The 21,118-nt window shown below is 59.5% G+C and carries 14 protein-coding genes and 3 pseudogenes; 7 read left to right on the top strand and 10 right to left on the bottom strand.

Annotated elements, in window-relative coordinates:
• Both NKI31_RS14680 and NKI31_RS14675 read right to left on the bottom strand, forming a co-directional pair.
• The coding region (locus tag NKI31_RS14680) for an Ig-like domain-containing protein (protein ID WP_352651923.1) at positions 1-1,498 on the bottom strand (1,498 nt) is incomplete at its 3' end.
• Between the two features lie 12 nt (positions 1,499-1,510).
• Positions 1,511-1,975 carry a hypothetical protein gene (locus NKI31_RS14675; protein WP_352651922.1) on the bottom strand — a complete coding sequence of 155 codons (465 nt, stop codon included), beginning with the start codon at positions 1,973-1,975 and terminating at the stop codon, positions 1,511-1,513.
• A gap of 522 nt (positions 1,976-2,497) precedes the next feature.
• Between NKI31_RS14675 and NKI31_RS14670 the strand changes: the two genes are divergently transcribed.
• On the top strand, positions 2,498-2,725 hold the full coding sequence (locus tag NKI31_RS14670; RefSeq protein WP_155923509.1) for a hypothetical protein: 228 nt from the start codon (positions 2,498-2,500) through the stop codon (positions 2,723-2,725).
• Between the two features lie 287 nt (positions 2,726-3,012).
• Positions 3,013-3,936 carry a tyrosine-type recombinase/integrase gene (locus NKI31_RS14665; protein WP_352651921.1) on the top strand — a complete coding sequence of 308 codons (924 nt, stop codon included), beginning with the start codon at positions 3,013-3,015 and terminating at the stop codon, positions 3,934-3,936.
• 43 nt (positions 3,937-3,979) lie between these two features.
• Here the strand turns inward: NKI31_RS14665 and NKI31_RS14660 are convergent, their stop codons facing one another.
• From NKI31_RS14660 to NKI31_RS14645, 4 genes are all read right to left on the bottom strand, one after another.
• Positions 3,980-4,135: a hypothetical protein gene (locus NKI31_RS14660; RefSeq protein WP_352651920.1), complete on the bottom strand. Its 156-nt coding sequence runs from the start codon at positions 4,133-4,135 to the stop codon at positions 3,980-3,982.
• A gap of 1,060 nt (positions 4,136-5,195) precedes the next feature.
• Positions 5,196-5,402 carry a KTSC domain-containing protein gene (locus tag NKI31_RS14655; protein ID WP_352651918.1) on the bottom strand — a complete coding sequence of 69 codons (207 nt, stop codon included), beginning with the start codon at positions 5,400-5,402 and terminating at the stop codon, positions 5,196-5,198.
• 22 nt (positions 5,403-5,424) lie between these two features.
• Positions 5,425-5,625, bottom strand: coding sequence for a hypothetical protein (locus NKI31_RS14650; RefSeq protein ID WP_352651917.1), 201 nt, complete (start codon positions 5,623-5,625; stop codon positions 5,425-5,427).
• Between the two features lie 187 nt (positions 5,626-5,812).
• Positions 5,813-6,001 (bottom strand): DUF3606 domain-containing protein, encoded by a 189-nt coding sequence (locus tag NKI31_RS14645; RefSeq protein ID WP_023708231.1) that lies wholly within the window; start codon positions 5,999-6,001, stop codon positions 5,813-5,815.
• A 125-nt stretch (positions 6,002-6,126) separates the two neighbouring features.
• Between NKI31_RS14645 and NKI31_RS14640 the strand changes: the two are divergent.
• Positions 6,127-6,993, top strand: a pseudogene (locus NKI31_RS14640) (ATP-dependent DNA ligase).
• 89 nt (positions 6,994-7,082) lie between these two features.
• The gene (locus NKI31_RS14635) at positions 7,083-7,442 is read left to right on the top strand and encodes an ArsR/SmtB family transcription factor (RefSeq protein ID WP_352651916.1); all 360 of its coding nucleotides are present in this window, start codon (positions 7,083-7,085) and stop codon (positions 7,440-7,442) included.
• An 834-nt stretch (positions 7,443-8,276) separates the two neighbouring features.
• Here the strand turns inward: NKI31_RS14635 and NKI31_RS14630 are convergent.
• Complete coding sequence (locus NKI31_RS14630; RefSeq protein WP_352651915.1) at positions 8,277-8,594, bottom strand: DUF982 domain-containing protein; 318 nt, start codon at positions 8,592-8,594, stop codon at positions 8,277-8,279.
• Between the two features lie 635 nt (positions 8,595-9,229).
• Entirely contained in the window at positions 9,230-14,032 is a 4,803-nt protein-coding gene (locus NKI31_RS14625) for an nSTAND1 domain-containing NTPase (RefSeq protein WP_352651914.1), read from the bottom strand.
• Between the two features lie 211 nt (positions 14,033-14,243).
• Between NKI31_RS14625 and NKI31_RS14620 the strand changes: the two genes are divergently transcribed.
• From NKI31_RS14620 to NKI31_RS14610, 3 genes and pseudogenes are all read left to right on the top strand, one after another.
• The gene (locus NKI31_RS14620; protein ID WP_198018633.1) at positions 14,244-15,074 is read left to right on the top strand and encodes a DUF1194 domain-containing protein; all 831 of its coding nucleotides are present in this window, start codon (positions 14,244-14,246) and stop codon (positions 15,072-15,074) included.
• A 475-nt stretch (positions 15,075-15,549) separates the two neighbouring features.
• Positions 15,550-16,008 (top strand): annotated as a pseudogene (locus NKI31_RS14615) (adenylate/guanylate cyclase domain-containing protein); the annotation flags it as partial.
• A 306-nt stretch (positions 16,009-16,314) separates the two neighbouring features.
• Positions 16,315-16,959: pseudogene (locus tag NKI31_RS14610) on the top strand (alpha/beta hydrolase); the annotation flags it as partial.
• 198 nt (positions 16,960-17,157) lie between these two features.
• Here NKI31_RS14610 and NKI31_RS14605 read toward each other — a convergent pair.
• Positions 17,158-17,418, bottom strand: coding sequence for a DUF4242 domain-containing protein (locus NKI31_RS14605; RefSeq protein WP_023738806.1), 261 nt, complete (start codon positions 17,416-17,418; stop codon positions 17,158-17,160).
• A 52-nt stretch (positions 17,419-17,470) separates the two neighbouring features.
• Positions 17,471-21,025 (bottom strand): adenylate/guanylate cyclase domain-containing protein, encoded by a 3,555-nt coding sequence (locus tag NKI31_RS14600; RefSeq protein ID WP_352651913.1) that lies wholly within the window; start codon positions 21,023-21,025, stop codon positions 17,471-17,473.
• Positions 21,026-21,118: the final 93 nt, after the last annotated feature.

Raw genomic sequence — 21,118 nt, 5'->3', positions numbered from 1 at the left:
TGTAGGAGAACACGGCCGGGCCGTTGTAGTCGGCGGCCGGGGTGAAGGTGAGCGCATTGTCGGCGCCGAGCGTGACCGAGCCGTGGCTGACGGCCCCGGCCGGCCCGCCCTGGGTGATCGCGTTGCCGTCGATGGCGGTGATCTGCGCGCTGCCCTCGAAATTGTCGGCGCCCGCGACCTCGCTGGCCCCGCTCACCGGGTTGAAGGTGATGGCGGTGTCTTCATTGGTGGTGACCGTATCGGCGACGATGTCGGTGACGGCATTGACCGTGACGGAGATGTTGGCGGTCTCGGTGACGCCGCCAGAGGTGACGGTGTAGGAGAACACGGCCGGGCCGTTGTAGTCGGCGGCCGGGGTGAAGGTGAGCGCATTGTCGGCGCCGAGCGTGACCGAGCCGTGGCTGACGGCCACGGCCGGCCCGCCCTGGGTGATCGCGTTGCCGTCGATGGCGGTGATCTGCGCGCTGCCCTCGAAATTGTCGGCGCCCGCGACCTCGCTGGCCCCGCTCACCGGGTTGAAGGTGATGGCGGTGTCTTCATTGGTGGTGACCGTATCGGCGACGATGTCGGTGACGGCATTGATGGTAATCGCTACCGTGTCCGCGTCGGTCGCCAACCCGTCCGAAGTCGCGATGGTAAGGTTGTCCGCACCATTATAGTCCGGCACTGCCTTATACGTCAGACTGGAGAGCACGGCGTTGATTTGCGCCGATGTACCCGTAATGATGACAGAATTCGTCCCGTTCTGTGTGACGCCTGGCCCGGACGTCACCGTAAGCGTGCCGTGATTGACCGAGATCGTCGTCGTTAGTAGCCCGCCGTCAGAATCCGCGACAGATATTCCCCCGATGGCTTTCGTCGTGTCCTCGGTAGCGATCTGCGCCGCAAGGGGGACAGTGTTTACCGGCCCATGATTTGTGGTGTTGTCGACCGTCACAGGGGCGATTGTCTCGACCGCACTGACCTTCAGGTTGACGCTCTTGAACTGGTAAAATGACTGATCAGCCTGCAGCGTTTGTTGATTTCTGTGAGCCGGATACCAGACCGTATTGAAATAGTTGATCTCGTCGTTCAGCGCATGCATGAATGCGGCGTCATTGCTTTGTTGGACGCTGACGTAGATCTTAAGGGTGTCTATCTCCCCCGTTCCGCCCTTGGCCGAGCCGTTTCCGCCATCGTAGTTGTCGTATCCGCCAAAAGAACTGCCGCTCTGAGCGGCTCCGTTGTCGTAGACGGTGCCGCCGGTGAGAGTGCCAGGCAATCCGCCTGATCCCGCAACGTAGGTGCTCCCAAGCTTGTATTGGTTCTCATAGGCCCGGAAGATCAGAAGGTCAGCGCCTGATCCGCCCAGAAGGTCATCAAAGCCGCTACCACCGTCAAGCGTATCGTCGCCAGATCCGCCATTCAGGCGATCGCTTCCAGCACCGCCCAAAAGTACGTCGTCTCCGCTACCGCCGACCAGATTGTCGTTGCTGCTTGTGCCAATGGTGGTTGCCATGCCCAATCCTCGCTAATTGTTCTTTCGATCAAGAAGTGTCGACATCGATCTGCCGCTTTGCGGCGGGTCGCTCAAAAATTGTGAACCGGTGAGGGCAAGTTCGCCTTCGCCCACTAACGGCTTGATCCTGAACGAGAGTGCCGGACCAAATGAGTTCGCATCCAGACCAATGGCATGTGTACCAATGCCAAACGCCCACGCTCGCGAGTCCGGCAAACACAGCTTGATGCCTGCTGAATCTGCGCAGGCAACAGCGGGCTTCTTCGGATCGGTCGAGGCGGAAAACTCATCATTCGGAGAGCAAAGTGCGATTTCGGCCAGATCGCTACTCGACCCATTGAGAGATATAATGGTCAGAACGGTGGAAATAGGGACGGGCGCATTTTCGGCTAAGCGGTAGGTATAGTCTCCGCCCTGTGGCGTATCGGAAAGCAACGTCGACATTCCGTCGGCGTGTATGATTTGAGAAGCAGCCATTATAACCCCTTACTCATACACAGATGCCCCCACATCCGTTTACCGACCGCACTGAAAAGACAAAGCACTTGCTATCAAAGCTCATAGACTTCGTCAGCCCACCCAACCACCGCTATGTTACGCCTTGCGAACGGCTGACTCAGCAGTACCGTTTACGGATGGCGGCTCGATGTTGATGATGATGATGATGATGATGTTGCGACGAGATTGGTCGTCGCGCTGCGTCTCCCCCCTTGCGTCGGCAAACTCGTCGGCTGCCGATCGTGTTTTTAAGAAAATGCTTATATTAGGAGATTATTAACTCTTCCGAGGGGGAGTCGTCAACATTCGACTAGCGTGACAGTTAACAGTCAAAATAAAACGTGCACGGAACCGGCTGCGGACCGCCTTCCAGAAACGCATGCCCCAGTGAGGTGAATGTGTAGCAGCAACCGCCGATCTCATGGACAATTGCGTTTCACTGTGTCGGTTGCTGTAACCATCTGAGAAGGTCCCAAGAGTCCGAATTTCCGCACCTTGGCCTTGTCTTTCGACCAGGAAGGGCAGGGATGGTCTGATTTCGATGCATCGTCTCCGGTAGGAGAGGTAATTAGGCGCGATCAATATCCGGTTTCGATCATTCTCAGGCCGGCTCGAATTGTCCTGGAAGTCTTAATTGGCATCGAGAAGGTGATGGGGCTGCCCGTCAAGGATCTGCTCCAAGCAGTTAATCCAAAACCTCACCAATCTTTTGGAAAACGCGGCGGCTGAAAAGGCGGGAGCAACCCAAAAATGGCCGGCACACTGATCTCCTTCAAAATTGCCGATATTGCGCGCGGATCAAGAGCGCACGCTAAGGCAACATGGAGCCTGGCAGGGTAGAGGCGACGGGCAAGATCGTGGTCATCGCCGCTACACATACGAGCGAACCGGAAAACCCCATCGACCAGTGTATAAAAAATCATGCGCGTTCGTCTTAAGGGGCTGAACAGCCGCACGAAACAACTCGCCGACGGCAGCCTCGTCACCTACTAGTGGGCTTGGAAGGGCGGGCCACCTTGCCTGGCAAGCCTGGAGATCCCGAATTCATCGCGGCCTACAAAGCTGCCGCCGCGACCAAGGCCAAGCCGCGCCAGGGCGCGCTGCTGTCCGTGATGAATGAATTTCAGGCCAGCTCGGATTTGGATGACCTGGCGCCGCGCAAGCAAGCCGACTATGTCAAGCTGATCAAGGTTATCGGAAAGAAATTCGGTGGCTTCCCGCTGTCGGGCATGAGCGACCGCCGCACGCACGGCATCTTCATGGAGTGGCGCGACGAGCGCGCCCAGGCATCGCGCCGACAGGCAGACTATGGCTGGCAGGTGCTGGCGAGGATCCTGTCCTGGGGACACGGTCGCGGCCTTGTGTCAGCCAATCCTTGCGAGAAGGGCGGGCGCCTCTATCGCGGCACCAGGGTGGCTAACGTCTGGACTGCCGCCGACGAGGCCGCATTCTATGCCAGCGCTCCCGCGCACCTGCATCTGCCGCTCACACTGGCCTTGTGGACCGGCCAGCGCCAGGGGGACCTGCTGCGGCTCACTTGGCAGCAGTATGACGGCAAGGTGATCCGCTTGCAGCAATCCAAGACCGGAACTCGTGTGGTCCGTCGGCGCGCCGCTCAAGGCTGCGCTCGGGGCGCTGCGCGACAAGGTCGGGCAGATACTTTTGAACAGCGACGGCGTGCCATGGACCTCAGATGGCTTTCGATCATCTGGCGCAAGGCCTGCGCCTCGGCCGGGGTGGTCGGAGTGACCTTCAATGACATTCGCGGGACTGCTGTAACGCGCCTGGCGCTTGTCGAGGCCTCGGTGCCGGAAATCGCAACGATCACCGGCCACAGCCTTCCTCAACCGAGATCCGGCGCTCGGCGAAAGCGCCATCAGCAAGCTCGAAACGGGAACAAAAATTACCGGCCGTGCGTCCGACTGACACGAATGTTCTAATGATCAAACGGAAAAATCGCTTTCTGGGGAACCTGGATTCGAATCATAGCTGCAGGTCACGTCGCACCTTTACCGGATGGGCGTCGGCATCCTTGCGCTTGTCGAACTGCTTGGCGCGGCGATTGCAGCCGGCATCGAAGTAGTCTGCCGGCCAGCGAATTTCACCGGAGGGCAGGGTGCGCTTGCGGACCTTAGCCATTCCTATTCCTCGCGGTACTTTGGATTAGGTTGCGTGGTGTGGGAGCGAGCTTGCCAGACCGGATAGCGTTCCGCTCTTTCGCCAACTCTCTATCATTTCTTTCCGCGACGCTCCGATGGCCTCGAAAACCTCTTGGCCGATGGGGACGTCTCCGGAGGCGTATTCATTCGCAAGCTTGATTGCTTCGCCTAACTTTGGATTGTTGGCGAATGGCGCAAGTTCAACCAAAGATCGAACAGGTTATCCAGACCGGAACATTAGCGCCGACTAACGGTTAACGTCGGCAGTGTCCCGATTCATGATTGGCTGGAGCGATGGCGGTACTGGCGTTCGATCTTGTCTATTTTTCCGGCCTGAGCCTAGGCGACCTGCTGGGCAGCGTCATTTCGTTGCTGGCGTGTTTGGTGCTTTACAACGCTTTGGCTAGGGACCGCCCGAACCGATAGGTCGGTATAACCCGCGATCGCCATTCCGAAGCCAAGGCTCAGGCCAATTGCGACGCCAAGGAACAGCTTGCCGGCCATGTCGATGGCGAAGGCGCGTACAGGGCGCCATGCGTCTGTGCGGGGCGCTCTGAGGACTTGGCGATGTCATCGAAGATCGTTTCCATCGCTCGAGTCTCCGAATCTGTGAATCCCCTGTTTGATCCGTCAAAGTCTAACGATCAGGGAAGCGCCATGGAAAGCACGTGCAGTAACGGTTGATTCAACCATTGCTGGTATAGGTGTGGGGTGGGTGGCGGCTCCGACAGCTCGGGGGTGGACCTGAGTGCCGAAGCCGCCTGCGCAGCCAAGGTTGGGGTTTGACCGCGCCGTCCTATTCTGGGACAGCGCGGTCAACGATTCGTTAAAATGATCCGGACATAATTAAGTCGATGCTAATTGCGCCCTTCGGTCTTTTTGCGTCAGCCGGGAACATCCCCGCTCCGAGGCTGTTCGGTCACACCCGGCTCCTTCTCAGCGGTCCTGCCAGTGACCAAGATGGCCCCTCACTCATCATGGTCGGCCCGCGCTCGGAAGCAGGCGCGGGCCATCCTGCACAAGCCCGGCGTCTCCAGATGTCAGCGCCCTGGCGCGAGCCGGACTGCATAACGATTGCGGATGTGGCTGTTAAAATAGACGCCCTTGGCAAAGGCAGCTTTGAACGCAGCAACGACCTCAGCAGGTACGTCCAAAAACTCGTAATGCTTCCCGCTCGCTACAAACCAAACCGAGAGAACCCTGGTGTTGCGGTCATAGTCGAACTTGCGTATCGAGGTCGATGGCATTGTATGCCATTCAAAAACTCAGCTAGCCGAGTTGGCTGTAACTGTATTCGAATATGTGGCCGCGCTTTTCGTCGGCAACCCTGATCCAGATGGGCTCGCTGGTGCGCAGAGTGATGTCGCGCTCTGTCGCTTCCCGCGCCGCCCTGATCGGCGTTGTCGCGTGGACGATGTGGGTAGCCGTCACGGTATCGCCGTCCATTTCCTCAACGTGGTATTTCGGCACTTTTGGTCCTAAGCGTCCAGTTCGAGCGGCTCGTGCTCCGGATCGGCATGATAAGTGACCTGGCGAAAATCGCGCATATCAATCTGTTGCCCGCAAACAGGGCAAGGGAGGAAATGCGCGAGTTCGCTCGCGGGGGGGCCTTCATGTCGGTGCCCGATCAGTGGTCTGCCGAGATCAGATAGCCTGGTCATTGTTTCCGCAGCGCCTTGGCTACCCGCTCCAAAGTCTCGCGTTGGTTTCCGTGCTTTGCGATCAATTCCTTGACCTGCTGGGGTGTGATGCCGGTCTTTGTTGCGAAATATTCAACTTCATAATCCTCGTCGGCTGAGACACGGTCCCGATCGCGGAAATCCCGCTTGCTCTTGTCGTCGGCCATAACGATTCCTCCTTCGCTCATCCCGCAACGTCGAGTTGACGTGTTTGTTGCACTAAAAGGCTGATTTCCGGTTTCAGAACTATTTTAGCTTGATCTTATTGAATTGCCGGAGGGTGGGTCAGTGCATGCGTTTGAAGTTCATCGAGCCGTTGATACCGACCCTTGTGCAGAAGCCTCCCGAGGGTGAAGGCTGGACCCACGAGGTCAAGTTCGACGGCTACCGATCGCAGATGACCATCGATGAAGACGGCACACGCATTTATACGCGCAGTGGCCACGACTGGACGGCGAAATATGGCGACCTGGTGAGAGAGGCCAAGCGCCTTGGTGCCGAAAGCGCCATCGTCGGCGGCGAGATCGTCGTTCTGAACGACAAGTTTCGGACTTCGCAGCGCTGCGCAAAGCCATCACCCGCCGGCAGCACGACTTGTATTTTGTTGCCTTTGATCTGCTTCATCTTAACGGCCACGATCTGCGCGATAAGGCGCTAGAGGAGCGGCGCGAGATCCTGGCCAGCATGATCGAGCCCGGCGGGCGTATTCAGTTCAGCGAGCCCCTGCCGGGGGAAGCCAAGGCCATCTTTCACTTGCTCGACAAGGCCGGACTTGAAGGCATGGTGTCGAAGCGGCGAGATAGCAAATACCGAAGCGGTCCGTCGACCAACTGGCTGAAGGCCAAGTGCTATGCGATCGACGAGTTCGATCTGCTCGGCGTCGAGCGTGAAGCGGGCAAGCCGGCTTTCGCTCTGATGGCTGAGCGCGGCACCGGGCGTTTATGTCGGAAGCGCATTCGTCACCTTGAACCGGGAAATGCGCGAGAGGCTATGGAAACGCGTCCAGGAGCACTCAGGCACGGCGCCCAAGGGCATCATGAAGCGGCCGGCCACGCAATGGGTTAAGCCGGGGCTGATCGGCCGCGTGAAGCATCTGCGCGGCGAGGATGACCTGCGGCATGCATCGCTGCAGGATTTCCGCAAGGATGAGGATCAATAGGGATTTGCTTTTTTTGGCGGAACCGAGGGTTTGATTCCGCGTTGCTGCAGACTTAAGTTCTATTTTGGGTAGGACCTTAGTCTGATTCGATGATTTCAAGAAACCTTGCCGCCAGTGCCAAAACCGTCTCTGCCTTTCTCAGCTTGATGGGAAATGAGAAGCGGCTTTTGATCATGAACCACCTGGCCGGCGGCGAACTTTCGGTCGGTGTCCTCGCCGAGAAAGTTCAACTCAGCCAGTCGGCTTTGTCGCAGCATCTTGCCAAGCTCCGCGCCTTCGGCCTTGTCGACACCCGACGCGACGGTCAAGTAATCTACTACTACTGCTCATCCGGCGCAGCGCGCGATTTGCTAGCTACGCTGGACGGCTTCCTGACGACCGGACGACCGCTCGCGGGGCCAGGTCCGCACTACGTTGCCCAAAGACTTCGCCGGCTGCGAATGGCCTGAGAAGGCAAATCTAGGCGAGCGGCCCGCGCCAGCCTGTAAAGCGGAGCGCGGGCCTCAACCGTCGACATCGGTTGGCAGCGGGACACGCTGCAACCACCCAACTCACGCGCCCGAGGCCTGTTCCCCGGACAGACAAAAAGCCCGCCGCCTATGCTTTTGCGCGCAAATAGTTCGCCCAGTTCACTGGCGCTAGTCGACCATGTCGCGCAGCGGCTTTTTCGCCTCGGCGGTACATAGGACGGCCCAGCAGCCTTGTTGCGGGGGGCACTAACGGGCGGGCCACTGGGCCTGACCGGTCATACTTAGCGCCGGCTGGCAAACATATGGGCACTGCTACCAATGCCAACGAAACATACAAACGAAGGAAGGACGCGATCTAACCCGCGATCGCCGTTCCAAAGCCAACACCAAGGCCGACTGCGAGGCCTAGGAACAGCGTGGCGGCAAGATCGAGGGCGAAGGCGCGGACGGGGCGCCACAAGTCCTGGCGGGGCTCCCTGAGGCCTGGCCGATATCATCGAAAACCGTGTCCAATGCCTTCAGCATAGAAACGCCCGCACTGTGAATCCCCTTGGAACATTGTAGGCTCGAAACACTTCGACGGTCGCACTGTTCCCATTTCAGTGTCTTCCCAAAGCTGCCCACTGTCTGAACGGTCGCGGGCTTTTTTGTACATAAGCGGAACCTGAAATTTGGGGGCTTGTTGATAGCACGGCAGCGAGTGGGTGTTCGCTGCTGGTCGAGGTCCCGCAAGACTCGGCCGGGCTCGCACCACCTCGCCGGTCGGTGCGAGCCCACCGTCGCGCGACCAAGCGAGATCCCCTGTGTCGGTCCCTATTTTATACCAGGGGACGGCGGTTCATCATCACGATGGTTTATGGCACGTTGCCCGACATGCCGAGCGCCGGACTCCGTCTTGGCCGGCTGCAGCAAGCGCTGGTCGATAGCGGCGGCCTTGAACGCCGCAAATGCTACGGCCGGACTGCAGCTTCCATCCTTGGCCTCCGCAATTAATCGGCACGCATTCTTATAGGCCGCCGCTTCCTTATTTGGCCACTGCCCCTGGAGCGCTTCCTCGGCCTCACAGATGGAGGACACCGTCATTGATTTCCGGTCTACCAGCTTAACGAAAAGCGGTAAAAAGGTGCTCATCGCACACCTCCCGACCTTTTAGTGCGCCGAACGCAATAAGAGCTTTTTGGTTTCCTTGCCTATCTGTTTTTTTGCGCCATTTCAGCACAAGCCAATTGAATCGGTGGGTTGGGACCCAGCCGTAGGGGAATGGCTTCCAAAAATTGTATGGAACGTGGCGACAACCACACATTCCTACCTAAGCGATCGATTCCTCGGATGTAGCCGTGACGACGGAAACATGCGCCACCTGTAAGAGAGGCTAAGTCTCATGAAAGACCAGTGGGAATCTGGCCACCAGTTCATCGAAGGCGCCCGCCGTAGCCAGCGCTGGGCGGAGAGAGAACTGGAATCCCTACAATCGACCATCCAAGAGACACGAAGCATCCTAGAGGCCTCACGGAAGCTCTTGGCAAAGATTGCCGAGCGCGAACACCCTACCCAGCCGTAGGAATGGCCGGTGCACTTGGGCAATTGTGGGGGCTTTTTCTTCTCGCTAGGTTAGCAAGCCCTCCGATTATTCCAAGCATAACCATCTCTGTGCCTGACCGAACAAATTGTTCGACAGATCATCCGGGAGGTATCCTTCGCTTGAGGTCGTGGCCGCCGACCTGACGACGCCCGAAGGCTGCTCACAAAGTCTGACCGTTGTCGCCTCAGCCCGGACAGGTGCCGTTTGCAGGGACTTCAGGAAGGAAGAAGCTTCGCCGCTCGCAAGGGGTCAGTTCGCGAGGGACGGTACGCCGGGCGAATTCAATAAGCTCGTTGGGTGTCTGGAAGACGCGAACGATGCTGACTCTTTGTTCGCCGGAAACAATCGCGACATGGGTGCCGTCGGAACTGAAAGCTGCGCGTGTAAAGCCCCGTAGAAAGGTTGCTTCGTCCTGGCTCCCAAGGACGGCAACCTGGCGCCCGGATTGCGCCGCCCACAACCGCACCGTTCGATCTTCGGTCGACGCGGTCACGACATACAGGCCATTGGGGCTGAACTCGGCGCTGTCGAGCGCGCCGCTGTGGCCCCTGAGAACCCTTTCCGGACCGCCTGCGACGCTCCAGATCCGGGCGGTTCCATCGCGTGAAGCAGTCAGCAGCGACTGGCTGTCGGGACTGAAGGCGACTACCGTCACCGCGCCGGTATGTCCCTCCAGCGTTCTAACGCTTGTCCCGGTGGTCGACCAAATTCGGGCCGTGTGGTCGAGTGAGCCCGTGGCGAGGAGTTGACCGTCAGGGTTGAAGGCCCCTGCCGTGATGCGATCCTGATGCCCCGCAAGAGCACGTAGTTCGGCTCCGCTCGTCGTCAGGAGGTGTCCCACATTGTCTTCCCTGGCCGAGAGGATCCGACGTCCGTCAGGGCTAAGAATGGCTTGCGGCAGATTGATGCTTGTATGGATGACAGCCAGTTTGGCGCCGGTCATCGCGTCCCACAGTTGGGCGGTGCCGTTGATCCATGCGCAAACAAGCGATTTGCCATCGCGACCAAACTGGATCTTGATCAGTCCGGCATCTGATCGGAACTGGGCGGTCTCGTGTCCCGTGGCCACGTCAAAAATTCGGACCGCGCCCTCTAGAGACGCCGTGGCGACGCGCCTCCCATCTGGGCTGAACGAGGCGTTTTGAATGATCTCGTGCGTGTCGAGGCGGATTATCTCTCGCCGGCTCACGACATCCCACAGGTGCGCTGCGCTGTCGCCGCCGCCGGTCAGCAGGTGGACGTTGTCGGGACTGAAGACCGCGAAAGTGGGGCGATATTCATGTGAGAGCGCCGTCGTCAGGGCACCGTCGACATCCCACAGCCGAGCGGTGCCATCGTGTGAAGCAGTGAGAAGAATGTTGCTGTCAACCGGGCTGAATTCCAGATGCTCAACCAAAGATTCATGACCGGCGATGGTCGTGACCAACGAGGCGCGTTCAACGTCCCAGACGCGGATCGGCCCATTGATCGAGGCGGTCGCAAGGAAGCGGTCGTCCGGGGTGAAAGCACCATTCATCTCCACATCGCGTTCATCTGTGCCGATGTCAGGTTTCAACCCTGAAACCTCCTGGCCGAGCTCATCATCCGGCGTTCCCAACGCTCCATCCCAAATCCGGGCAGTGCCATCCAGTGATATGGTGGCGATCTGCTGACCCCCGTGGCTGAAAATCACGCCGTTCAATTGAGTGTCGCTCTTGCTGCCGGCCAACTTTGCGATCTCCGTTCCTTTCGACAAATCGAAAAGACTGGAAGTGTCGCGGTGTGAATGCCAACCCCACGGGCCGGCCACCATCCGGCTTCCGTCCGGGCTGAACGCCAAGGTGTAGGGCCAGGAGGTCACTCGGATCGACCGCGTCAGCACGCCGTCTGCGGTATTCCAGATCGAAATAAAATGCTTGCCTGCCGTCGCGAAGCTGCGGCCGTCTGAACTGAAAGCAGCACGCGTATATGCGTCGCTGCTTACACCTAGGACTTTCTTTCCGGTCCAAGCATCCCAGAGCGTTGCATCGCTGTTCTCTCCCGCCGTCAGCACCCGGGTGCCATCCGGGCTGAAGATTGCCGTCGGGTAATTGCCTACCGGCCGCAGGATGTAGAGCTGCTCTCCCGAGACGGCGTCCCAGAGACGTGCCGTGCCGTCCCTCGCGGCCGTCAGGATACGGCTCCCGTCGGGGCTGAATTCGGCCCTCTCCACGGGCCCTTCATGACCTTTTAGAATTGCAGTTTCGGCACCGCTGGAGATGTCCCAGACTGCTGCAGTCTTGTCATAGGATGTGGTGACGATGCGATCACCTGTAGGACTGAATGCCGCATGCGCCACACCGGCGCCAGGGCGGAGGATTTTGATCTGCCGGTGCGCCAGCAGCGCCTTGAAGAGAGCTGCCTCCGCCTCAAAGAGATATGGCCGCTCGGGTTGCTCTTTCGAGGGTAGCGCCTCAAGCGCCAACCGGATCGCAGCCTCGGTGTTGCCCGCCGCGGCGGACCGCTCCGAGAGGAACGAGAGCGAAAGGAACTGTTTGCGCAGCGCCTGATCGCGTTGGCCTCTTGCTTCCTCCCGCGCTTTGAACGCGACCAGTGCGCCTGCACCCGCCATAAGAGCGAGCATTATTGCCACGATAGCGCCGTTCCGTGTCCGTCGGGCAAGCCGGTTTGCTGCGGCAGCCGCGAGGCTCCGGCGCTCGGCCTCACGCTCAAGGCGCTCGCGTTTTGCCTCTTGGGCGGCCTCGATCAGCGCCAGCTCCGCGCGACGGTCCTTCTCCTCCTTCTGCCGATGGGCACGCAAGGACTCCTCGATGTATTCAAGGACGGCATCGTCGACCTCCTGCCGCCTTGACAGCATCAACTCTTCTCCCTCCGCCAGACGTTTGCCGGACGGAAGGAGAAGCTCTCGATTCCTGCTTTCCAGGTGCCATCGGTGGGCGTCAGCCCTCAGGCGTTCGCGCGTCGCGAGGAAGTCGCGGTTTGCATTCACAATGTCACCGGCGCGCGGCCAACGGCTCAACAGTGCCTCATGCGCAAGACGAACGAAGACATGCCCTGCGGCGTCCTCGTCGCTGACGAGGAGCCGGGCATCGATTAATGCCCTGACGAGGGCCGATCGCGCGGGAGTGCCCGCAACTTCGGTATATAGGGCCGCACGTGCCGTGACCGTTTCATCGCCCAGGTTCGCCGTGGTGAGGGCGCGCAGCACCGCGGGCAAGGCCTCCTGGATCCCGGGCGCCAGCAAGTCCAGGACTTCGTCGGCGCGGCGCGCGATTGCGCCTTCGAGCCCGCCAAGCGCATGATAATGCGCAAAGGTGAGAACGCGTCGGTCGCCACTGGCTTGGTACAACGCGTCGAGGACAAACTCGAGAAGCGGCAATGATCCGGGGTCGGCAGTTGCTGCCGCCTGCAGCACGTCATCGAGCCGCCCCAACTCGGCGCTCTCCTCGAAGCGGAGCCCGGCCACGACCGCAGGTTCGCGGATCATCTGCGCGATCTCTGGGCCGGTTGGTGGCAGAAGTTCGTAGCTGGCGAGGCCGTCCTTGAGCGCCGAGAAACCTTGGACCTCACCGCAGCGGTGAAAGAAATCCGAACGGATCGCCGCTATCACCCACACCAGTCCGCTCGCGGCCAGCACCGCCATGAACCGCACAAGGGCCTCGCGCATCGCCGGCTGCTTCTCCGTCGTGAACAGCTCCTCAAGTTGATCGATGACCACAAGCAGTCTGACCTGCGAGCGGGCCGGCCCGGCGGCCCTGCGAAGTGCCTGTCGGACCATCGCCAGGGCTCGATCCGGCGTGCTCCTGCAGAGTCGAGCAAACTCCGCGGCTGTTGCTTCTGAGGACAGCTCCGGCACTGCGGCGCTGTGAAGCAGCGCCGCAGCCAACACAGCGAATGCATCCGGTCCTTCGGAGAGGCGGATCAGGCAGCGGCGCCACAAGGATATGCCTGCCACGGCTCCAGGTCGCGTCAATGACGGCAGCAGGCCAGCGGACAGGAGGGAAGACTTGCCACAACCGCTCATTCCGTAGATGAGCAGGAATGCCGTGCCGCTTGCTGCCTGCTGCTCCAGTCTGGCAGTGCAGGCGGCAATCGCCCGCGCTCGGCCGAAGAATAGATAGGCATCTTCGAATTCGAAGGCATCGAGACCGCGAAATGGCGACCTGACCGGTTCCTCGGACGCAAGACATACGCGGTAGATGCGCAAGGCACGAGCGACATCCTTCAGTTTGTGCTCGCCGAGATCGATGAATTCCAGCGAGAGGTGGTCCTGAGCCTGGGAGCGGACTGCTTCCGTGATGCAAATCCCGCCGGGGCGTGACAAGGTTTGAAGATAAGCTGCGACCTCGACGGCCTCGCCCCTGAGGTGCTCGCCCTCGGCGACGACGTAACCGAGGTCAACGCCGATGCGGAAGCGCAGCCGCTTTGTCTCGGGAACTTCGCAGTTCCGTCTATCGACCTCATACTGGATCTCGTTCGCACACCGCAACGCCTCGACAGGGCCAGCAAACTCCGCAAGGACTGTCTCATCGACGCTCGCGAAGACATGACCGGCATGTTCTATCAGCAGCCGATCAAGGACCTTCCTGTAGGCCGGGGTAGGTGCAGCAATGCTCCGCTCATCCTGGCCTGCCGGCCGGACCCCGGCGGCCAATTCTGCCGCCAGAATTGTAATCATTCTTGGTCGGGCACTTGAGGGAAGGACCAACCTGTAACCGCGCCTCGGCACTGTCTGCACGACGGCTTGGCGACTGTCGTTGAGCGCCGCACGGATCTCGTGAATGCATTGGACCAGGCTGTCATCGGTAACGGCTAGCCCGTTCCAGACCGCCTTCATCAGCTCATCCTTGGTGATGACTCGATCAGCGTTCTCCAGAAGGTGGCGAAGTACCGCGAAGGTCTGGTGGCGAACTGCGATTGTCCTGTCGAACTGGTCGCGCAAGGTCTCCCTGCTCACGTCGGCGGTCACGCCGTTGAGTACGAACGTTGTAGGCGGCGAGCTATTCAAGCCGGTTCCCCTCAAGCACGAAGCCGCAGTCCCATACTAGCACGGTTTCGCGCTGCGAAGACTGATCATCATCCAGCCCGTGCGGGGAGCTCGGATTTCGGCGAATGATCGTAAGCCGTTCGTGACTTGGCAAAGGCCCCGGACCGACAATTCCACACTCCATTGTCGATGAGAGAGGTTCGCTATGGACTGCTTAGTGCGGATTGGAAACATGGGTGCAAGACCAGCGCTGCGGCTAGCGGGCGCCTTCTTGCTCACCCTGTTCTTCGCGACAGCGCCACAGGCTCACTCGACGGACCGTCCCGCGGGCGGCCTGGCCGAAGTCGATTTGCAATTGATCCTTGCCGTGGACGTCTCGCCGTCGATGAGCAGAATTGAGCAAAAAGTGCAGCGCGACGGCTATGTTGATGCTTTCCGCCACGCGGATGTCGCGATGGCAATCAAGGCGGGAGACCTGGGAAGAATCGCAGTGCTCTATCTGGAGTGGGCGGGGCCAAGTCAGCAAACCGTCATCGTGCCGTGGACAATTGTGGAAAGCCGCGAGGATGCTCTGACTTTGGCGGACAGGCTCGCTGCTCTGTCGTTGACTGAAGGCCGGGGAACGTCGATTTCTGGCGCGTTGCAGGCCGCGAATGGGCTGTTCGCGAAGAGCGGCTTGCGCAGCCCGCGCCGTGTTATTGATGTATCCGGCGACGGACCGAACAATGCCGGAGCACTCATTGACCCCATCCGGCAGTTTCTTCTCGCGGAAGGTGTGACGATCAACGGGCTGCCTATCACACTACCCCGCATTGGCGAGGCCGACGGGTTTGCGCGGTACGACCCCTCCAGGCTTCAATCATATTTCGAGCGCTGCGTCATCGGCGGACCGGACGCATTTGCGATCGGCGTCACCGACGCCGCAATGTTCGTCACCGCAGTCCGTCGAAAGCTGGTTCGCGAAATCTCCATGAACATGGATCAGGTAATCTACGCCGCGTACACCGAGCGTTCCGGCCCCACGGTCGATTGCAACATGATCGGTCAGTTGCCAGGCCGATGAGGCTCGGCAATGTGGTGCCAGCAACGGCTAGCTTCGCGCATCGCTGCCGACAATCAAACAGAGCAGGTAGCATTAACAGCGACGAACGCCGTCAAAGGCCGAAGGGCTGCTTGTCGACAACTTCGTTCCGAAACCGGAAGGGCAAGTTCCGGCCCCAACGCTGACGGCACCCGAAACCCTTCAGCATCTTGGTCATTCGGAGCCAATTCGCTGTTGCCCGATAGCGGACATGACTTGGAGGGAGCTTTTGGTCATGGGTGCGCTATGCAACTGGCGCGCCTTCCCAAGATTAGAGAGCGAGCGACTGGCCATCAGTGGTTGGAGCACGGGGACGCTGTATGCGATCCGGCTGCGCGAACACGACTGATGAAGAGCCTCCAGTGCCGAAACCGAGATGCAAACTGAAAGCGCGTTCGCTCGCAAGGCAGTATTCGTGTAAGGATTTGGTATTAGCTCCCTCTCTCGGAAAGGGTCCATGGAACGTCGCCTCGCCGCCCTGCTAATGGCTGACGTCGTCGGTTACAGCAGGCTAATGGAAGACGATGAATCTGGGACGCTTGCTGCATTGACAGAACGGCGCGCTTCTATTCTCGCGCCGACCGTCATCGCTCATGGCGGGCGTGTCGTGAAACTTATGGGCGATGGAATGCTGATCGAGTTCGGCAGTGCCATAAACGCCGTTGCAGCGGCAGTAGACGTGCAGCGAGAAATGGCGGCCGCGAATGCATTGGCGTCGGAGAAACAACGCATCGATTTGCGGATCGGCATCAATCTTGGTGACGTGATTGGCCAGGGAACTGACGTCTTTGGCGAAGGTGTCAACATAGCTGCGCGGCTAGAGGCCCTAGCCGACCCCGGCGGTATCTGCGTTTCCGGCAAAATTCACGACGAGGTGCGCAATAAGGTCGCCTGTCAATTCGAGGAGATGGGCGAGCAGAAACTGAAGAACATCTCGACGCCCGTACGAGCCTTCCGCTTAATGGACGCGGATCCTCTACAGTCATCACCTGCGCAGCAACCGCGAACGCTTCGATCGTCGCACACGCCCCCCTCGCTCGCAGTTCTTCCGTTCACAAACATGAGCAGCGATCTCGAACAGCGATATTTCAGTGATGGGCTTACTGAAGACATCATTACAGAATTGGCGCGGTTCCGTGACCTGCATGTGATCGCACGCAACTCGTCCTTCCCTTATCGGGGAGGTGACATCGACATAGTCCGGGTCGGCCGAGAACTTATTGCCGATGGTTCTGGCTGGCGCGGGGTCTATGACGAACTCACCCAACACGGCTATCGCGTCACGATCGTCCAGAACCCATTGACGTCACTGGAGGATGATGTCGCTTCAACCAAGCGTGTTCTTGATCGTCAGGATGGCCCGACCGTTCTCGTTGGGCACTTCTGGGGCGGCACCGTCATCGCGGAAGCAGGGGTCAATCCCAAGGTCGCGGGCTGGTCTACGTTTCTGCGCTTTCGCCAGATGCCGGGGAGACAACTGGTCAGCAGTACGAAGGTTTTGCACCTGCCGCCGGGTTTGTTGTCGAAACCACCGATAATGGCTTCGGCTTTGTGAAGCCGGAGAATTTCAAGTCCGGTTTCGCTCATGACGTTAGTGACCAAGACGTCGCCTTATGCGGGACTCGCAGGTCCCGATAAACATGTCGGCCTTCGGCACGAAGCTCAACAACGCGGCTTGGCGGTCGAAGCCAAGCTGGGCTGTAATCGCCACAGAAGACAAAGCATTCGACCAGGCCATGCTGCTTCACCTGGCGCATCGCATCGGCGCCAAGGTGACCACTGTGTCGGCAAGCCATGCGCTCTTTATGACTCAGCCTAAGTGATTGCGGATACGATAGACCAAGCGGCGCAGACCATCTCGAAATGAGCGGGTTCGGCAGTTGATGCGGGTAGCATCGGGGCAGGCGACCATTGTGCGCTGCCCCGATGAATGGCGCAATGGCTGCTCAGCGGTCATAGCAGCATCCCAAAAGCAGACATCCGAGTGACAGGCGAGACGGCCCGTTTGCGACGGACGGGCCAACTTGGAAATTCGTCGCCATTTGGCTGCTTGCGGCCTATTGCGCTAAGCGAACATATTGGGCCCAATCTCGCCACTGATCTCAATGATCACATCAGCGGGCAGGTTGTTTCGTCGGGCTGCGGCCCGAATGGCTTCAGGGTTAGCCGCTTCGTAAAGGCAATAGGTCTTTTTCCTGTCGGCGCTGAGGAAGGAGATGATCCACTGGACGCCTTCCTCGTCATTGATCAAATTGACATTTTCGACCGAGTCCTTTGAAAGGTTAAGCTGTTCGGCAAAATCTCGTTCGATGACGTAGCGTGGCATGAGAAGGCTCCTTCTGAACCGTGTTGATGCCGGCGAAGCACGACCGAGCCCCTTAATGCAGGGTCGGTTGCAACCTCTTCTTCAAACGGACCATATCCAGTTCGACCGCAGTTGCCGAGGCTTGCTCCGATAGTGACATTGCTCTCTCGATCGCTTTCTTGCTACCGATTTTCATAAGCAGGCTCGCATATTCGGCCTGTGCATGCGCGAGCCACGGTCTTGAACTGCTGGCTGCGTTCATCTCGAGTGCATGCTCGAAGTGCGCGGCGGCCTTCTCGAAGTCACCTAGCGAGGCGGACAACATTCCTAGATAGCGGCTCGCTGCTCCAAAGCAGACAGTTGCGACTCCCGCCATGATGGTCATATCCTTGTAGGCGATCATAAGGTCGTAGATCGTTTGCGCCGCCTCTGTGTCGCCGAGGCTGATCGCGACTTCCGACATGAACGAGAGGGACGTGCTTCGCTTCGCATCTAGCGGCATTGCGAAACCGGTGCGAGCCAGCTCCCTCAGCCTACGCTGCGCTGCGTCCCGATAGCCCAAATCACATGCAACCAACGCAAAACCTGGCAACCAGGTGGTTTCATCGGGGTTCTCTTGGATCAAACGCTTCATGACCGGTGCGACCTCCGACAGGCGGCTCTGTTCACGTCGGATCGCGAACATCTGCATGCCGTAGACGCCCTCGACTTCCGCGCCATGCGTCTGTCTACCCATGCTTAGTGCTTCTCCTGCAAGTGCCTCAGCCGTCGTGAAACGTCCCTCAAGAATAGCCATCATGGCCCGGGCATGCCGAGCCATCCAAAGGAGGTGGAGCCGCTGGCGTAGCGTTCCGAGCTCTTCCAATCCATCGATCGCTAGATCGGCTCGAGTACGATTGCCCAATTCGGTGGAGACGTAAACGTCGAGTATTAGGGCTCGGCCCCGCATGTCGTCGTCGTTGATCTCAGCCGAGAGGCGCTTTATTTCGTCTATGCGAGTAGTCCGATCGGTTGCCTCCGCGGCAGACTTGACTGTCGTCGGGGTTAGGAAAGGCAAGACAGAGAGTTCCAAGAGCGAAGGCTTGTCATCAAGCTGCCGAGCCAGATTGACGCCCTCCTTATGGTATTTCGCGCTGTTCTTAGCGTCGCCAAGGTACGCATATGCGCGCGCAAGGCGGGTGAGAAGCTGGCAGCGCGATTTCTGATCGTCGTGGTCGATTTTGCCCATCGCTTCCCTGAGTAGCTGGAGCGATTCGGCGAGCGGCTTCGAGGAAAGGAACTGGGCGGCATCAAAACCGAGTGCAGAGCGGATGAAGGCCTTGGTATCGCTAGCCTCGCGAGCCAGTCGCGCGGTCAGCTCGTATTTTGCAACGGAGTCCGACAACCGGCCTGCGGCGCTCAGTGCTTCGCAGAGTTTTAGGGTCGCCTCGAGCACATCTTTTTGCTGCGCCCGTCCTTTCGGCAAGTGCTCCGCTATAGCAAGAGCGTTCTGAAAATGGTCGACCGCCTCGTAGTTGGCTGATCGCCCCAGCGCGCGTTCGCCGGCCATCATCCAGTACGGGAGGGCAAGCTCATTTTGCTGTCCCCTGACGTAGTGCTGGGCAATGAGCTCGGGCTGCGTGACGACGAGATCGGGATATCCGTCGATGAGGACCCTGGCTATCGCTTCATGATAGTGGCGGCGCCGCCGACTGAGAAGCGACTGGTAAGCTGTATCCTGGATGAGCGCATGGCGGAAAACGAGCGCGTCCTGCAGAACGCCTCCAGTCACGACGAGTTGGGTGGACATGAGCTGATGCAACGCGTCGTCGAGACCCTTATCTTCGAGTCCGGCAACTTTCGAGAGTAGGCCACGATCGAATTCCCTGCCTATCACAGAGGCAATTTGTGCGACTTCCTTGGCCGTCGCTGTCAAACGATCGAGTCGCGCCATAAGGGAGCCCTGCAGACTATCTGGGATCTCGACGTTGAGCGACGCCGCCTTTCCGCTCTCCATGATTGAGCGCGTCAGCTCCTCGACAAACAATGGTACACCGTCTGTTCGCTCGGCAATTCGGTCGGCAAGCTGGTCGGGAATATCCGCGAGCATCGATTCAATCAGCTCTCGCATCTGTTGCTTCGTCAGGCGCCCAATGGCGAGCGTCGTCACCTGAGCCAGTCCGGTTGCCCACCCGGCGGTCCATTCCGGTCGGTGCGTCACAACGACAAGGACGGCCGCACCATGCACGCGGTTCACAACTTCTGTGAGAAATTCATTAGTCGACGGATCGATCCAGTGCGCATCCTCGACGACAAAGAGCACCGGCGCAATCTTCGCAGCGAGCAGAACGCGGTTCGCCAATGTGTGGACGCTGAGTTCCTTACGATGTTGGGCGGAGAGATCGAGCGGTTTGAACGCGCCGCCGAGGTCGAGCGAGAGCAACTCGGCGTAGATCGGTCCGACCTCCGAGGGATGTTCCCCGTAACGTTGAACAATCGCGCGAAATTTTTCATCGCGCATGGCTTCGCTGTCGGCGGATGAAAAGCCTGCAAGCCGGCTTAGGCGTTGGATGATGGGGTAGAAGGCTGAGGTGATGTGATAGGGGGAGCACTGCAGCCGGATTAGCTCATGATGGCTCTCATAAAGCCGTTCCTCGAGCGCATCCACGAGGCGCGACTTCCCGATGCCCGCTTCTCCCGACACGAAAACCGCCTGGCCTTGGCCGGCTTCGGCCAACTCCCAGCGCTCGAGAAGAATGCCGATTTCGCTGGTTCGGCCGACGAACTTCGACAAAGCGCGATCGTGCGCTGCGTCGAACCGGCTTTCCACCTCCCGCTCGCCACGAACCGCGAATAGGGCAATAGGCGATTTGAAGCCTTTCAACTCCTGCTCACCGAGGCTCTCGATCTCGAAGGACTGCCCGGCGAGCCGACGCGTGCTGTCGGCAACGACGATCTGACCGGGAGCGGCAGCGCTTTGCAGGCGCGCCGCGAGATTGGGTGTGTCCCCTGCGATTGAGGCGCGCTCGTTCACGCTGCTGCCCGCAATGTCGCCGACCACCACGTGGCCCGATGCGATGCCAATACGCGCCTTCAGTTGCTCGCCGTCGGGCGATTGGATGGCCTCGACTGCGGCGAGGGCCTGGAGGCCAGCCCGAATGGAACGCTCTGCATGATCCTCGTAAGCCATCGGCCACCCGAAATAGGCAAGCACGCCGTCTCCTAGATATTTGGCGACATAGCCGCCAAAGCGGGTGATTGCGCCAGCGACGCTGTCCTGATAGCGGCGTGTGAGCTCGTGCATGTCTTCCGGGTCGAGCTGCGCCGATAGCGCCGTCGAGCCGACCAGATCACAGAACAGCACGCTGAGGAGCCGCCGGTCGGCAGCTGGTTCTTGCGGCACTTCGGTGGTCTGAGCTTCCGGCCTACCGACTGGAACCGAGGCAAGACGAGCTCCGTTGGGGTGAGGCTGTCCAAGTCCATCGATCGCGGCCAGAATGATCTTCCGGTGCCCGAGCGAGACACCAAGCTCCTGGAGATCGGCGTCCGTGATATGGGGAAGCGCTCGAAGGTCGACGTCGTTTTCGAGGAACGCCTGCAGGTACTTGCCGAGACCGAGGTGGCTCAGCCAATCCTCAATTGTTTGCATCGAGCTTTCTCATGCGGCACCGCGATCCAAACTAGCGCGAATCTCGTGGCGGCACCACCTTTCAGATCGGGAGATCGAGACGAGCAGCCGGCC

Source organism: Mesorhizobium sp. M0659 (genome assembly GCF_040320605.1).
In the GTDB taxonomy this organism is placed as follows: domain Bacteria; phylum Pseudomonadota; class Alphaproteobacteria; order Rhizobiales; family Rhizobiaceae; genus Mesorhizobium.
This window is presented reverse-complemented; position numbering and strand designations above follow the sequence as displayed.

Coding starts and splice junctions, on each gene's coding strand:
- NKI31_RS14675 (WP_352651922.1), bottom strand. CDS start 1,975: ATGGCTGCTTCTCAAATCATACACGCCGACGGAATGTCGACGTTGCTT.
- NKI31_RS14660 (WP_352651920.1), bottom strand. CDS start 4,135: ATGGCTAAGGTCCGCAAGCGCACCCTGCCCTCCGGTGAAATTCGCTGG.
- NKI31_RS14655 (WP_352651918.1), bottom strand. CDS start 5,402: ATGCCATCGACCTCGATACGCAAGTTCGACTATGACCGCAACACCAGG.
- NKI31_RS14645 (WP_023708231.1), bottom strand. CDS start 6,001: ATGGCCGACGACAAGAGCAAGCGGGATTTCCGCGATCGGGACCGTGTC.
- NKI31_RS14635 (WP_352651916.1), top strand. CDS start 7,083: ATGATTTCAAGAAACCTTGCCGCCAGTGCCAAAACCGTCTCTGCCTTT.
- NKI31_RS14630 (WP_352651915.1), bottom strand. CDS start 8,594: ATGAGCACCTTTTTACCGCTTTTCGTTAAGCTGGTAGACCGGAAATCA.
- NKI31_RS14620 (WP_198018633.1), top strand. CDS start 14,244: ATGGGTGCAAGACCAGCGCTGCGGCTAGCGGGCGCCTTCTTGCTCACC.
- NKI31_RS14605 (WP_023738806.1), bottom strand. CDS start 17,418: ATGCCACGCTACGTCATCGAACGAGATTTTGCCGAACAGCTTAACCTT.
- NKI31_RS14600 (WP_352651913.1), bottom strand. CDS start 21,025: ATGCAAACAATTGAGGATTGGCTGAGCCACCTCGGTCTCGGCAAGTAC.